The 14873-nt window shown below is 70.8% G+C and carries 7 protein-coding genes; 6 read left to right on the top strand and 1 reads right to left on the bottom strand.

Annotated elements, in window-relative coordinates; genetic code table 11:
* Window positions 1-55: 55 nt before the first annotated feature.
* Window positions 56-3064, bottom strand: coding sequence for a M4 family metallopeptidase (locus ABD709_RS05845; protein ID WP_344773260.1), 3009 nt, complete (start codon window positions 3062-3064; stop codon window positions 56-58).
* Between the two features lie 170 nt (window positions 3065-3234).
* On the opposite strand from ABD709_RS05845, the gene ABD709_RS05840 reads away from it, so the two are divergent.
* The 6 genes from ABD709_RS05840 (at window position 3235) to ABD709_RS05815 (ending at window position 14865) form a co-directional block, all read left to right on the top strand.
* Complete coding sequence (locus ABD709_RS05840) at window positions 3235-5829, top strand: DNA translocase FtsK (protein WP_344773258.1); 2595 nt, start codon at window positions 3235-3237, stop codon at window positions 5827-5829.
* A 5-nt stretch (window positions 5830-5834) separates the two neighbouring features.
* Window positions 5835-7409, top strand: coding sequence for a helix-turn-helix domain-containing protein (locus tag ABD709_RS05835; protein ID WP_344773859.1), 1575 nt, complete (start codon window positions 5835-5837; stop codon window positions 7407-7409).
* A 72-nt stretch (window positions 7410-7481) separates the two neighbouring features.
* Entirely contained in the window at window positions 7482-8873 is a 1392-nt protein-coding gene (rimO, locus tag ABD709_RS05830) for a 30S ribosomal protein S12 methylthiotransferase RimO (RefSeq protein ID WP_344773256.1), read from the top strand.
* On the top strand, window positions 8870-9520 hold the full coding sequence (gene pgsA / locus ABD709_RS05825; protein WP_344773254.1) for a CDP-diacylglycerol--glycerol-3-phosphate 3-phosphatidyltransferase: 651 nt from the start codon (window positions 8870-8872) through the stop codon (window positions 9518-9520). Before rimO ends, pgsA begins: the two co-directional genes overlap by 4 nt.
* Before the next feature lie 123 nt (window positions 9521-9643).
* Window positions 9644-12463: an ExeM/NucH family extracellular endonuclease gene (locus ABD709_RS05820; protein ID WP_344773252.1), complete on the top strand. Its 2820-nt coding sequence runs from the start codon at window positions 9644-9646 to the stop codon at window positions 12461-12463.
* A gap of 23 nt (window positions 12464-12486) precedes the next feature.
* The gene (locus ABD709_RS05815; protein WP_344773250.1) at window positions 12487-14865 is read left to right on the top strand and encodes a bifunctional metallophosphatase/5'-nucleotidase; all 2379 of its coding nucleotides are present in this window, start codon (window positions 12487-12489) and stop codon (window positions 14863-14865) included.
* The last annotated feature ends 8 nt before the right edge of the window (window positions 14866-14873 follow it).

The raw sequence follows: 14873 nt of genomic DNA, 5'->3' as shown, positions 1-14873 counted from the left end.
CCACGGGGGAGGGCCCCCACCGGAGATCCGGTGGGGGCCCTCCTCGTTGCTGTAGCTACTCGTCCGTCGTCAGGCGAGCCGCCTTGCGCGACACCTCCTTGCAGACCTGCACCGCCACGTCGTCGATGTACCAGCCGTCGACGCCGTTGCAGCCGTCCCGGCCCATGTCGAAGCGGAACTGGACGACGTCGCCCTTCTTCGCTCCGGCCTTGGCCAGGTTGACCACGGAGGTGCCCCACGAGCCGGTGACCTCGCCACCGTCGGTGCCGGTGAACGCGGCCTCGCCGGCCATCGGGTCGGTGTTGCCCTCGGCGACGCTGGCGAGCGTCGCACCCGGGCCGTTCAGCACCCACGCGTCGGCGGGGATCATCTCGAAGGGGTCCCCGTTGATGCTGATCTTCACGTTGCCGCCGTCGAAGCCCTGCTCCGTGGCGACGTAGTGGGCGAAGGACAGCCGCGGCTGGAACCCGCCCGGCACGGTGACCTCCGGGCTGATCAGCCCGTCGCGGGAGGACTCGTCGTCCGCGTCGAACGCGCAGCTGCCCGTCGTCGGATCGGCGCCGAAGGCCACCTTCGACTTCGGGTGCGTCCCGGCGCCGCCCGGCAGATCCGTGACCGGCGGCAGGTCCTTGGTCACCTTCCACGGGTGCGAGGTGTGGCCGCCCGGGTAGTCGCCGGACGGGTCAGTGGTCGTCGTCGGCGGGTTCCCGTTGACGAAGAACTCCGCGTCCTTGGTCCAGTTCCCGAGTCCGTGCTCGAAGTCCTCCGACCAGACGGTCTTGGTCTTGAACTGCTTTCCGCAGGAGACCGTGCCCTTCTCCAGCATCGGCTGGAAGTTGCACTGGACCGGGTTCTTCCGCAGCTGGGTCACCTTGACCGCGTTCGCCACCTGGGTGCAGTCCGCCGCCTTGATCTTGGCCGCGGGGGGAGCGGTCGCCTGACCGTCCGCCTCGTCGGCCCGCTGCGGGTTGCCCAGCGTGACCTTGTTGATCGCCTTGCCGGTCAGGTCGGCGCACGAGGCCTCCAGGCCGTCGGCCAGGTCCTTGAAGCCGGACACCGGCGTCAGGTAGTTGGTCTGCGTGTGCCAGAACAGGTTGGCCGCCTTGTCCAAGCCGATCCCGGTGACGTTCCCCGGGGCGTAGCCGTCGACCAGGATGGCGTAGGTCCGGTTCACGATGCCCGAGTTGGTGTGCACGCCGCCGTGGTCGTCGGAGCCGTCGCAGATGTACTCCTCGTCCGACACGCGGCCGGGGTCGCCGTAGCAGTTCGGGCTCCACATGTCGCGGATCGCGCCGCCGAAGGCAGGGTCGTTCTCGCCCGACAGCCAGCGGTAGGTGTCGTCGGTGTCGGCCGGCTGGGCGTTCACCTTGAGCGTCACCGGGCCGGGCACGCTCTTGATCTTCGTGCCGCTGGCCTGGTCGACCATGATCCCGTAGAGCGACGACTCGCCGGCGACGCTGAACGGCGGCTCCTCGCGGTTGTCGCCGATGACGATGCCCTCGGCCCCGGCGTCCTCCGCGTTCGCGATCTTGACCGCGAACGTGCAGAAACCGCGGTCGACGAAGACCCAGTTGCCGGCGACCTCGGCCGCGTTGTCGAGCGGGTCGCAGCCGTTGGTGGTGGTGTCGTTGGCGATCGGGTCGTTGTCCGGTCCGTCGGTGTCGGCGTCGGCGCCGACGACCACCTGGACGGTCAGCGGCGTCTGGGTGATGACCGGTCCGAAGCTGGCCGGCGCCGCCTGGCAGTCACCGGCGATCTCGGCGGGAGCGGTGATCGAGACGGCGATCGGCGAGCGCGTGTAGTTGGAGCACGTGCCCGGCGTCCGCTTGATCGGGTCGGCCTGCGTCTCGCCCTTGTCGTTGAAGCGGTTGTTCAGCATGTCGACGGTCTCGCCCCAGATGTCGGAGTAGGCCTCGTTCATCGCACCGGGCTGCCACTGGTAGATCAGCCCCGAGGTGTACTCCGTGTAGGCGTGCGCCCACTCGTGGGCGACCGTGTCGTCGCTGCTGACGCCGTTGCAGTAGTTGGTCGTCTGGCCGTTCCAGTTGGCGTTGGGGCAGTCGATCCGGCCGTCGTTGTTGACGGTCGTCATCGGGTGGCCCTTGCCGTCGTAGGAGTCCCGGCCGAAGGTGTTGCGGAACATCCAGTAGGCCTCGGCCGTGCCGAGCACCTCGTTCTGCTGGTCCTGGTCGAGGCCGTCCGGGAACGGGTCGCCCTCGTGCCAGACCTCGGTGAACGTGCTCGGGTCGTCCGAGCCGTTCGCCTCGACCAGCGTCCGGTCGAGGTCGTCGGTCATCATCGACCACCGGTTGAGGTACTTCCCGGTGGCGGCGTCGAGGACGACCATCTCGCGGATGTTGTTCTTGTTCCAGACCTCGGCGACCCACGCGAGCTTCGCTTCCCCGTCGATGCCGCGGGTGGATCCGGTCCGGTAGACCATCAGCTTGATGTCGCGGACGGTGAGGCCCTGCTTGTAGTTGGCGGGGCCGCCGTCCTCGTAGCCGGCCGGCTGGGCCTTCACCATGGTGAGCGCCCGCGCGCTGGCGTCGCTCTCCGAGACCTTCGGGGTCGTCGAGAGCGACAGGTGCGGAGCGGCGTAGCCGTTGACCGAGGTCAGGTCGCCCTGCCGGTCGACGTGCGCCTTGAGCTCGGCCCCGAACACGGGGACGCCCCGGTAGGACTGCGAGAAGGAGATCGAGTAACCGGCCTGGTCGGCGTAGACGCCCGACTGCTTGAGCTCGTCGGCACGGGCACCGAAGACCGTGGCGTAGCGCCGTAGGTACGTCGTCGCCTTGTCGATCGCGCCCTGCCGGTCCTCGGCACTGACGCCGGGCAACAGGTCGGCGTTCGTGCCCGTGGCGCGGGCGAAGCCCACGTCACCGGTCGCCGGGTTCGCGCGGAGTGCGACGCTGCCCGAGGCGACGCTCCTCATCTTGCTGACCAGGTTGGGGTCCGGCTTGGCCGCGGGAGCGGCCGACGCGGACAACGCCGGTGGTGCCGCCAGGCCGGCGGCAACGAGGGCGAGACCGAGAGCGACGCTCCGGCCTCGAGAGAGAATCTTCACCGAGAAGCCCCTTCACATTTATGAATTGCGAGGAGTGCGACCAAGGGGAGCGCACCGTCCCGAAACCCTAGGAGTGATCTGTGCCACGGGTCAACGGGCGGGAAAGCCGCGCGGGAGACACGCTCGTGTGGTGCCTGTGACTGGTGTGATCCGTGGGTAGGTTGTTCACCATGGCGACCCGTACGTCTTCCCCGCCGGGGTCGCGAAGCCGGACCACGTCCTCCAACCGCAGCTCGTCGAGCGGCGCGAGGAAGACCACCAGCTCGCGTTCCCGGAGTACGACGAAGAGAGCACCTGCCCGCTCGACCAAGGGCAGGTCCGGCTCCTCGCGCCGTCCGGCACCCCGCGCGGTCCGCAGCGGCCCCGGTCCGGTGGCCCGCGCGTTCGGTGCCCTCGGTCGTGGCGTCGCCGCGGTGTGGCTCGCCGTGGCGCACGGCGTCGGCGCCCTGGTCCGCTCGATCGTCGGAGGCGCCCGCGACATCGAGCCGGAGCAGCGCCGCGACGGCGCCGGCCTGCTGCTGGTCGCGCTCGCCCTCGTCGTCGCCGCTGCGATCTGGTTCGAGGTGCCCGGCGGGCTGATGGCGTTCGTGCGTGCCGCGGTCTCCGGCACGGTCGGGAAGGTCGGCTGGCTGGTGCCCCTGCTCGTCCTGCTCGCCGCGTGGCGGGTGATGCGCGACCCGGTGCAGAACGGCCCGGTCGGCCGCCAGATGATCGGCTGGACGGCTTTCGCCTTCGGGCTGCTCGGCATCGTGCACATCGCGAACGGCAGCCCCGAGCCGGTCAACGGCGACACCACCGTCCTCCGTGACGGTGGGGGAGCGATCGGGTACGTCGTCTCTGCGCTGCTGCTCGACCTGCTGCGGTCGGCGTACGTCGTCGTGCCGATCCTGCTGCTGGTCGCCTTCTTCGGCGTGCTCGTGATCACCGCGACGCCGCTCTACCGGGTCCCGGACAAGCTGCACGCCCTGGGCGACCTGCTGCTCGGCCGGCCCGCCGTCGACGACGCGGACCCCACCCGGCCGATGCGCGGCCGGGCGCTCGACGACACCTTCGGGCCCACCGGCGACCCGGCCTACGACACGCCTCTGCTCGAGGACAAGAAGAGCCGCAGGAAGCGCAAGCCGCCGGCCGACCCCGAGGAGAGCATGGAGCTCCTCGAGCCGATCGACATCCCGCTCGTGGACCCGGAGCCCGTGCCCGCCGCGCTGGTGGCCGACGACGAGCCGACCGGCGAGATGGAGCCCCCGCCGCACACCCCGCTGCCGCAGCGCGTCGAGCAGCTGGAGCTGTCCGGCGACGTCGTCTACTCGCTGCCCGACGCGGCGGTGCTCAAGGCGGGCGACCCCCACAGGGCCCGGTCCAAGGCCAGCGACGACGTCGTCGCGCGCCTGCAGGCCGTCCTCGACGAGTTCGCGATCGACGCACAGGTGACCGGCTACACCCGCGGTCCGACGGTGACCCGCTACGAGATCGAGCTCGGCACGGGCGTCAAGGTCGAGAAGATCACGAACATCACGCGGAACATCGCCTACGCCGTCGCGACGTCGGAGGTGATGATCCTCAGCCCGATCCCCGGCAAGTCGGCGGTCGGCGTCGAGATCCCGAACGTGGACAAGGAGATCGTCTCCCTCGGTGACGTGCTGCGGTCCAACGCGGCCCGCAACAACCACCATCCGATGGTGGCCGGCCTCGGCAAGGACGTCGAGGGCGGCTTCGTCGTGGCGAACCTCGCGAAGATGCCGCACCTGCTGGTCGCCGGAGCCACCGGCTCCGGAAAGTCGAGCTTCATCAACTCGATGATCACCTCGGTGCTGATGCGGGCCACGCCCGACGAGGTGCGGATGATCATGGTCGACCCGAAGCGGGTCGAGCTCACCGCCTACGAGGGCGTGCCGCACCTGATCACCCCGATCATCACCAATCCCAAGAAGGCCGCCGAGGCGCTGCAGTGGGTCGTGCGCGAGATGGACATGCGCTACGACGACCTGGCCAACTTCGGCTTCCGGCACATCGACGACTTCAACAAGGCCGTCCGCTCGGGCAAGGTCGAGGTGCCCGCCGCCAGCGAGCGGGTGCTGACGCCGTACCCCTACCTGCTGGTGATCGTCGACGAGCTCGCCGACCTGATGATGGTGGCGCCGCGTGACGTCGAGGACTCCGTCGTCCGGATCACCCAGCTCGCACGCGCCGCGGGCATCCACCTCGTGCTCGCCACGCAGCGGCCGTCCGTCGACGTCGTCACCGGCCTGATCAAGGCCAACGTCCCGTCGCGGCTGGCGTTCGCGACCTCGTCGGTGACCGACAGCCGGGTCATCCTCGACCAGCCGGGCGCCGAGAAGCTGGTCGGCCAGGGCGACGGTCTGTTCCTGCCGATGGGTGCGTCCAAGCCGATCCGGGTCCAGGGGTCGTGGGTCAACGAGAGCGAGGTCGCGCAGGTCGTCAAGCACTGCAAGACCCAGCTGCAGCCGACCTACCGCGAGGACGTGACTGCCCCGCAGCAGAGCAACAAGGTCCTCGACGACGACATCGGCGACGACCTCGACCTGGTGGTCCAGGCGATCGAGCTGATCGTCTCGACCCAGTTCGGGTCGACCTCGATGCTGCAGCGCAAGCTGCGGGTCGGCTTCGCCAAGGCCGGCCGGCTGATGGACATCCTCGAGAGCCGTGGCGTGGTCGGACCCAGCGAGGGTTCCAAGGCACGCGACGTCCTCGTCAAGCCCGACGAACTCGACTCCGTCATCGCGACCATCCAGGGGGAGGCGTGAACGAGATGCCCGAAGACCCGACCAACGACCTGACCAACGACCCCGACGCCCACACCACTCCCAGCGTCGAGGTGCGCCGCAACCTCGTGCTGTCCGCGAGCGTCGGCGCCGTCGCCGGCCTGCTCGCGGCCGCCTTCGCGGTTCGCGCGTTCGGGGGCGGCGACCTCCTCGACTGGGCCGGCTTCACCGTCCTCGGGGTCATCGCGCTCGTCTACCTCGCCGCCGTCGTGGACAGCCGGGCGCCGCTGCTCATCGCGGACGACCAGGGCGTCCGGCTCCGCGAGGGGTCGACCTGGCTCGGCGTCGCGTGGACCGACATCGAGTGCCTCGAGCACCTGCCCCGGCACGGCCTCCTCAAGGACGGGCACCTGCTCGTCGTCGGCGACGACGACCAGCAGCTCGTCGTACCGCTGACGCTCGCGACCCGCGTCGTCGGCGCCGCCCCCGGGATGCTCAGCGACACGCTCGCCGACCTTGCGGACGGCCGCGCCGACGTCGTCGAGGTGGTCCCCGGCCTCGACGAGCCCGCGGACCAGCTGACCGAGGCCGACCCGGACCCGGAGGAGACCATCCCCGTCGTCCGCCGCGGCATCGCCGCCGAGGTCGACCGGCACTACCACGGCGACGCGCACCCGGGCGACCCCGGATCCGACGCCATCGCGACCGGTGAGATGGCGGCGGTCCGGTCGACCGTGGTGCCCGCGCGCTTCGACGTACGCGTCGAGCCGCGCCCGCAGGCGCACCTGGACAGCCACCTCGACACCCACGGCGCCAACGCGCTCCGCCTGGACGCGCTCCCGGACCCGGAAGCGGTCCCGGACGAGGTCACCGTCGTCCTGACCGACGTGTCGGTGCAGCCGGCGGACGAGCCGGTCGTCGGACCCCAGCTGGCGGAGGCCCGCGAACGGCTCCGGCTCAGCGTCGAGCAGCTGTCCGAGCGCACCCGGATCCGCCCGCACGTGATCGAGTCCATCGAGGTCGACGACTTCGCCCCCTGCGGCGGCGACTTCTACGCCCGCGGCCACCTGCGCACCCTCGGTCGGGTGCTCGGCGTCGACTCCGCGCCGCTCGTGGCGACCTACGACGAGAAGTACGCCGACGCGCCGGTCGACCCCCGCAGGGTGTTCGCCTCCGAGCTCGCCACCGGCGTCGGCGGCTCGATCCGCGGCACCCGCGGCGGCCGGAACTGGTCGGTCCTCATCGCGGCCGTGATGGCGGCGATCCTGGTCTGGTCGATCGCCAAGCTGGCGATGGACGGCCCGGTGCAGCTCGACCACCCGCCGGTGCTCAACCAGAGCGGCGGGCTGCCCAAGGCCGGCGCCGGCAAGGCCGACCCCGTCGGGGTGACGCTCACCGCCGTCAAGGGCGGCGCGCAGCTGGTCGTCCGGGACGCCTCCGGCGACGTGGTCTTCGACGGCAACCTCGCGTTCGGGCAGACGTCGGACCTGAAGGTCGTCCCGCCCGTGCGGGTCTGGACGTCCGACGGGTCGGTGACCGCCTCGGTCGACGGCCAGGAGGCCGAGCCGCTCGGCGACACCGGCAGCGAGGCCAGCACCACGCTCGTCGCCCCCTCCGACTGAGGGCCGCGCAAGGCATCTCACGTCGGCCCGGTTTCGCGCTGGCGAGCCGGGTCGCGGGATACTCGGTCGGACATGACCGATTCCGAACTCGCCGTCGCGCTGCTGACGCTCGGCTGCGCACGCAACGACGTCGACTCCGAGGAGCTCGCCGGGCGCCTCGCCGCCGGCGGCTTCCGGGTCGTCGACGACCCCGAGGACGCCGACACGGTGGTGGTGAACACCTGCGGCTTCGTCGACGCGGCCAAGAAGGACTCGATCGACACCCTCCTCCAGGCAGCGGACCTGAAGGACCCTGCCGGCGGTGCCCACGTCAAGGCGGTCGTCGCGGTCGGCTGCCTCGCCGAGCGCTACGGCTCCGAGCTCGCCGACTCGCTCCCCGAGGCGGACGCGGTCCTCGGGTTCGACGACTACGGCGACATCGCCGAGCGGCTGCGCTCGATCGTGGCGGGAGAGCGGCCGCACCCGCACACGCCGAGGGACCGCCGGAAGCTGTTGCCGATCAGCCCGGCCGAGCGGGACGCGCTGCCTGCGGTCGAGGAGCGCAAGCGGCTCAGCGACGCCCCGTGGGCGCCGCTGAAGCTCGCGAGCGGATGCGACCGGCGCTGCACCTTCTGCGCGATCCCGGCCTTCCGCGGCTCCTTCGTCAGCCGCCGCCCCTCCGACGTGCTCACCGAAGCGGCCTGGCTCGCCCGCCAGGGTGCGCGCGAGGTCTTCCTCGTCTCGGAGAACTCGACGTCCTACGGCAAGGACCTCGGCGACATCCGGCTGCTCGAGACGCTGCTGCCCGAGCTCGCCGCGGTGGAGGGCATCGACCGGGTCCGGGTGTCCTACCTGCAGCCGGCCGAGACCCGTCCCGGCCTGGTGCAGGCGATCGCGACGACCCCGGGCGTGGCGCCGTACTTCGACCTGTCCTTCCAGCACGCGAGCAACGCGGTGCTGCGCCGGATGCGCCGGTTCGGTGACCCCGACAGCTTCCTCGGCCTGCTCGAGCAGGTCCGTTCCTACGCGCCCGAGGCCGGGGTCCGCTCCAATGTCATCGTCGGCTTCCCCGGCGAGACCGAGGACGACCTGCAGACGCTGTGCGACTTCCTGGTCGCGGCGCGGCTCGACGTCACCGGCGTGTTCGGCTACTCCGACGAGGACGGCACCGAGGCGGCGTCCTTCGACGGCAAGCTCGACGACGACGAGATCGCCGCTCGCGTCCGGCACGTGACCGACCTGGTCGACGGCCTCACGTCCGACCGCGCCGAGGAGCGGATCGGCAGCACCGTGGAGGTCCTCGTCGAGGAGCACGATGACGACGGCCTGCCGGTCGGGCGAGCCGCCCACCAGGGACCCGAGGTCGACGGCACCACCCGGCTCACCCGTGCCGACGGGGTCGGCGTCGGAGATCTCGTCGAGGCGGTCGTCGTCGGCAGCGACGGCGTCGACCTCGTCGCCGAAGCCACGGGAGGACACCGATGAGCGAGACGAACGACACCGGGACCGCGGCTCCCGCCCCGGTGAGCAACTGGAACGTCCCCAACGCCCTCACCACCTTGCGGATCGTGATGGTGCCGTTCTACGGGTGGGCGCTGCTCGTCGACGGAGGCGACTCCGTCGCCTGGCGCTGCGTGGCGTGGTTCATCTTCGGCGTCGCCATGATCACCGACAAGGTCGACGGCGACATCGCGCGCAAGCGCAACCTGATCACCAACTTCGGCAAGATCGCCGACCCCATCGCCGACAAGGCGATCACCGGGATGGCGTTCATCGGCCTCGCGATCATCATCGACACCTGGTGGATGTGGGCGATCACCGTGGTCGTCCTGGTCCGCGAGTGGACCGTCACGCTGTTGCGGCTCTCGATCCTGAAGAGGGTCGTCGTCCCGGCGGCGCAGAGCGGCAAGGTGAAGACCGCGGCGCAGGCCGTGGGCCTCGGGCTGCTGACCCTGCCGCTGCTCGAGGTGGACGGGTGGCTCGACGTCCCTGGCGAGGTCGTCTACGGCTTCGCGCTGGTGATCCTCGGCATCGCCGTGGTCCTCACGATCACCTCCGGCTACGAGTTCTTCCGTGAGGTGTGGCGGCAGCGACACGAGATCCGCGAAAAGTCACCGGAACGTCGGAAATAGTTCGCCGGGACTCTTGCGGTTGCCCCAGGCAAGCGACATAGGGTCGGGGTCCTCCGCACGGCCGCTCGGGGCTGTCCGCGGTCCCTCGTCCCGTGCCAGTCGAAATCTCGGAGTCTCGGTCCCATGCGCAATTCACAGCGTCTTCTGTCCTGCACGCTGGGCGCCGGACTGGCCGTCACCGGCCTCGTCCTCGCCCCGACCCCTGCCCACGCGAACCCGGCCGGCTCCGGCCTGGTCATCTCCGAGGTCTACGGGGCGGGCGGCAACAGCGGTGCCGCCTACAACGCCGACTTCGTCGAGCTCTACAACCCGACCGGCGCGGCGGTCGGCCTGGCCGGCACCTACATCCACTACCGGTCGGCGGCCGGCGGCTCGGGCGGCACGCCCGTCGCGCTCACCGGCAGCGTGCCCTCCCACGGCCACTTCCTGATCCGGATGGGCGCGACCGGCGCCAACGGCGCCGCGCTGCCCTCGCCCGACCAGGAGCCGGGCTCCTTCTCGATGGCGGCCGCCGGTGGCCAGGTGTTCCTGCTCTCGCAGAGCACGCCGGTCGCCACCTCCGGTGACATGGCCGGTGCGCCCGGCGTCATCGACATGGTGGGCGCCAGCGGCTCGACCAGCTTCGAGCACTCCGCGGCGGGTGCCGCGACCGCCACGAGCTCGCTGAACCGCACGGCCGCGGGCGCGGACACCGACAACAACACCGCCGACTTCACCCTCGCCGCGCCGACGCCCACCGGCAGCAGCGGCGGAGGCGGCGGCACCACGCCGCCGGTGGACGCGACGATCGCGCAGATCCAGGGCACCGGTGCGGCATCGCCCCTGGCGGGACAGGCCGTGCACACGACCGGCGTCGTCACCGGCGTCTACGGCGACCCCTACGACGACCAGCCCGGCATGGCCAACTACGGCGGCTTCGACGGCTTCTACCTGCAGACGGGCGGGACCGGTGGCACCACCGATGCCACGCCCGGCGCCTCCGACGGCGTCTTCGTGTACACCGGGAACAACCTGCCGGCGATCGCGGTCGGCGACTCCGTCGACGTCACCGGCACCACCAAGGAGTTCAGCGGCCTCACGGAGGTCGACGCGTCCGCCGGCACCGTGAGCCCGCTGACGCCCGCGCTCGCCCCGGTGACGCCGCTCGCGGCGGCGTACCCGACCGACGACGCCGGCCGCGAGGCCGAGGAGGGGATGCTGCTCGCGCCGACGGACACGTTCACGGTGACCGACAGCTACTCCACCAACCTGTACGGCGAGGTCGGCCTGGCGACCGGCAACCGCCCGCTGGTGCAGCCCACCGAGGTGGGCCGACCGGGCAGCGCCGAGGCCCAGGCCGCGATCGACGACAACGCCAAGCGGGCGGTCACCCTCGACGACGGCGCCAGCATCGACTACCTGAAGAACGGGTCGGCCCAGCAGGACTACCCGCTGCCGTGGCTCGCGCCCGACAACCCGATCCGCGTGGGTGCCGAGACCACGCTGCACGCGCCCGTCGTGCTCGACTACCGCAACGGCCAGTGGGACCTCCAGCCGCAGCACCCGGTGACCGACGAGGGTGCCGACGTGGCGACGTTCGAGAACACGCGGCTGCAGAACGCCGCGCCGCAGGACGTCGGCGGCGACCTCCACATCGCGACCTTCAACGTCCTGAACTTCTTCGACACCACCGGCGAGCAGTTCGAGGCCGACGGCGGCTCGTGCACCTACTACACGGACCGCGACGGCAACCCGATCTCGGACAACACCTGCACGCCGAGCGGACCGCGCGGTGCCGCGACGGCTGCGAGCTTCCAGCGCCAGGAGGACAAGATCGTCACCGCGATCAACGGTCTCGGCGCGGACATCGTGTCGCTCGAGGAGCTGGAGAACTCGATCAAGCTGCTCGGTGAGACCGACCGCGACGAGGCGATCTCGGCGCTCGTCGACGCCCTCAACGCCGAGGCGGGCGCCGGCACCTGGGCCTACGTCCCCTCCCCGGCATCGGCGACCACGCCGGAGCACGTCGACCAGCAGGACGTGATCCGAACCGGCTTCATCTACAAGCCCGCGACCGCCCAGCCGGTCGGCGGCTCGGAGATCCTGTTCGACTCCACCGAGTTCGCCAACGCCCGCGAGCCGCTCGCCCAGGCCTTCAAGGCCACCGGCGCGCCGGACTCGGCGGCGTTCGCCGTCATCGCCAACCACTGGAAGTCCAAGGGCTGCGACGGCGCGACCGGCGACAACACCGACGCAGGCGACGGGCAGTCCTGCTACAACGGCGACCGGACCCGCCAGGCCGCCCGCGTGCTGCAGTTCGCGAACGACTTCGCCGCCGCGCGCGGCACGTCCGCGGTGTTCCTCGCCGGTGACTTCAACTCCTACACCCAGGAGGACCCGATGCAGGTCCTCTACGGCGCCGGCTACCAGGCGATCACCTCCGACGACCCGAACGACGACAGCTACTCCTACGGTGGCCTGTCCGGGTCGCTGGACCACGTCCTCGGCAACAGTGCAGCGACGGCGATGGTGACGGGTGCGGACGTCTGGGAGATCAACGCCGACGAGTCGGTGGCCTTCCAGTACAGCCGCTACAACTACAACGTCACCGACTTCTACGCCCCCGACCAGTTCGCGGCGTCGGACCACAACCCGGAGATCGTCGGCATCGACGTGCCGACGCTGGACGTGGTCACCCCGTCGAGCATCAGTGGCGAGCCGAAGGTCGGCAAGAGGCTGGTCGGCACGCCGGCGACGTTCACGCCCGACCCGGAGGCCGTCACCTACCAGTGGCTCGCGGACGGCGTACCGATCGCGGGGGAGACGGGCACCACGCTGAAGCTGAAGAAGGAGCTGATCGGCAAGCGGATCACGTTCCGCACGACCGCGACGTCACCCGGTTACAGCGACGGGGTGTCCGTCTCGGACCCGACCGCACCGGTGTTCAAGGGCTCCGGAAACTGAGAATCGAACGGAGTGAGATGCGCATGAGAAGCAGCACGCCCCGGCGGCTCGCCGCCTCGACCCTCGGAGTCGGTCTCGCCGTCGCCGGACTGACCGCCGCCGGCACGGCGCCCGCCTCGGCGGCCGCCCCGGTCGACATCCAGATCCTCGCGACCAACGACTTCCACGGCCGGATCCTCCAGAACGCCTCGGGCGGCGAGGCCGGCGCCGCCGTCCTCGCCGGCGCCGTCGAGCAGCTGCGTGGCACGAACCCCAACACGGTGTTCGCGGCCGCGGGCGACCTGATCGGCGCGTCGACGTTCGAGTCGTTCATCCAGCACGACAAGCCGACCATCGACGCCCTGAACGCCGCTGGCCTCGAGGTCTCCGCGGTGGGCAACCACGAGCTCGACCAGGGCTACGACGACCTCGTCAACCGGGTGATGGCGCCCTACGACGCCACGACCAACCCCGAGGGCGGGGCGGAGTGGAAGTACATCGCCGCCAACCTGAAGATGAAGGCCACCGGCGATCCGGCCGTCCCCGCGACCTTCATGAAGTCCGAGGGCGGCGTGGACGTCGGGTTCGTGGGCGCGGTCACCGAGGACCTGCCGTCGCTGGTCTCGCCCGCCGGGATCGCCGACATCGACGTCACCGACATCGTCGACTCGGTGAACACCGAAGCGGCCGCGCTCAGGAACGACGGCGCCGACGTCGTCGTCATGCTGGTCCACGAGGGCTCCGCATCGACCGACTGCCAGTCGCCTCAGTTCACCGATCCCTCGACCACCTGGGGCAACATCGTCCAGAACGTGTCCCCGGACGTCGACGCGATCGTCTCCGGCCACACCCATCTCGCCTACAACTGCCACTTCCCGGTGTCGGCGTGGGCGGGCCGGCCGGTCACCGACCGCCCGGTCGTCTCGGCCGGCCGCTACGGCGTCAACCTGAACCAGCTCGAGTTCTCGGTCGACCCCGACACCGGTGACGTGCAGGCGGTGGACCAGCAGCTGCTGCCGCTGATGAGCCCCGATCCCGACGGCTCGGGCCCGGGCCTGCCCACCGCTCTCTACCCGGCCGACCCCGCGGTCCAGACGATCGTGCAGGACGCCAAGGACAAGGCCGCCGAGCTGGGTGCGCAGGTGCTCGGCCAGGTGGCGGCCCCGTTCAACCGGGCGAAGCTGGCCGACGGCACCACCGAGAACCGCGGCGGGGAGTCGACGCTCGGCAACCTGGTCGCCGAGGCACAGCGCTGGGCGACCGAGAAGCCCGAGTCCGGCTCGGCGCAGATCGCGTTCATGAATCCCGGCGGCCTGCGTGACGACATGGCCGGCACGGTCGACGGGGACGCGCGCGACGTGACCTACAAGCAGGCGGCCGTCGTCCAGCCCTTCGCCAACACGCTGGTCAACATGGACCTGACCGGCGCGCAGATCGAGACGGTCCTCGAGCAGCAGTGGCAGCGCGACGCCAACGGCAAGGTCCCGTCCCGGCCGTTCCTCCGGCTCGGCGTGTCGAAGGGTTTCACCTACACCTACAAGGAGTCCCCGGTCACCGCGCCGGGTCAGCAGGACGGCACGACCGTCGACACCTTCCAGGGTGAGGTCACCGGGATGTGGCTGAACGGTGAGCCGATCGACCCGGGCGCGACGTACTCCGTCACGGTGAACTCGTTCCTCGCCTCGGGTGGGGACAACTTCCGCGAGCTCGCGAACGGTGCGCACCAGGCCGACACCGGCAAGGTCGACCTGTCCGCGATGGTCGACTACCTGGCCCAGTTCGCGTCCGACGCGCCGCTGCCGGTCGACTACAGCCAGCGCGCGGTCGAGACCTCGGACGTGGCGCCCGCCGAGCCCGGCGGTGACGTCGCCTTCGACGTGTCCTCGTGGTCGATGTCCACCCAGGCCGACGTCAAGGACAGCGAGATCACGGTCAAGCTGGGCAAGAAGGTGCTGGGCACGGCCCCGGTCGACAGCACCGTCGGTACGGACCCCTACGACAACACGGGGACCGCGCACGTCGACGTCACCCTGCCCGTTGGTGCCGACACCGGCTCGACGTCGCTGACCCTGGTCGGGTCCGACACCGGCACCCGGGTCCACGTCCCGCTGAAGATCAAGAAGGCGGTCCCCACCCTGAAGGTGACCGTCACTCCGGACCGGATCGTCGCGGGGGAGACCAGGGCGCTGGTGACCGTCAAGGTCGTCGCGCCGAACGGCATCCCGGCCACGGGCGCCGCGTCGGTCGAGTGGTCGGGCCGCCAGCAGGGGCAGGGCGTCGGGGGATCGCTCGTCGACGGCAGGTTCCGGGCCCGGCTGCCGGTGTTCAAGAAGGCGGGCACCAAGACGCTGACGATCAAGTACGGCGGCAACGACCAGCTGGCCAAGGTGACCGACACGGTGACGATCATCATCCGAAGGTGATTGAACGC

Source organism: Nocardioides panacisoli (assembly GCF_039537325.1).
Taxonomy (GTDB): domain Bacteria; phylum Actinomycetota; class Actinomycetes; order Propionibacteriales; family Nocardioidaceae; genus Nocardioides; species Nocardioides panacisoli.
Note: the sequence above shows the minus strand (reverse complement) of the source record. Positions and strands in the feature narration are given on the sequence as shown.

What these genes read in the sequence shown, in the direction of transcription:
- ABD709_RS05820 (WP_344773252.1), top strand. Translation starts at nt 9,644, where the DNA reads ATGCGCAATTCACAGCGTCTTCTGTCCTGCACGCTGGGCGCCGGACTG.
- pgsA (WP_344773254.1), top strand. Translation starts at nt 8,870, where the DNA reads ATGAGCGAGACGAACGACACCGGGACCGCGGCTCCCGCCCCGGTGAGC.
- ABD709_RS05815 (WP_344773250.1), top strand. Translation starts at nt 12,487, where the DNA reads ATGAGAAGCAGCACGCCCCGGCGGCTCGCCGCCTCGACCCTCGGAGTC.
- rimO (WP_344773256.1), top strand. Translation starts at nt 7,482, where the DNA reads ATGACCGATTCCGAACTCGCCGTCGCGCTGCTGACGCTCGGCTGCGCA.
- ABD709_RS05835 (WP_344773859.1), top strand. Translation starts at nt 5,835, where the DNA reads ATGCCCGAAGACCCGACCAACGACCTGACCAACGACCCCGACGCCCAC.
- ABD709_RS05840 (WP_344773258.1), top strand. Translation starts at nt 3,235, where the DNA reads ATGGCGACCCGTACGTCTTCCCCGCCGGGGTCGCGAAGCCGGACCACG.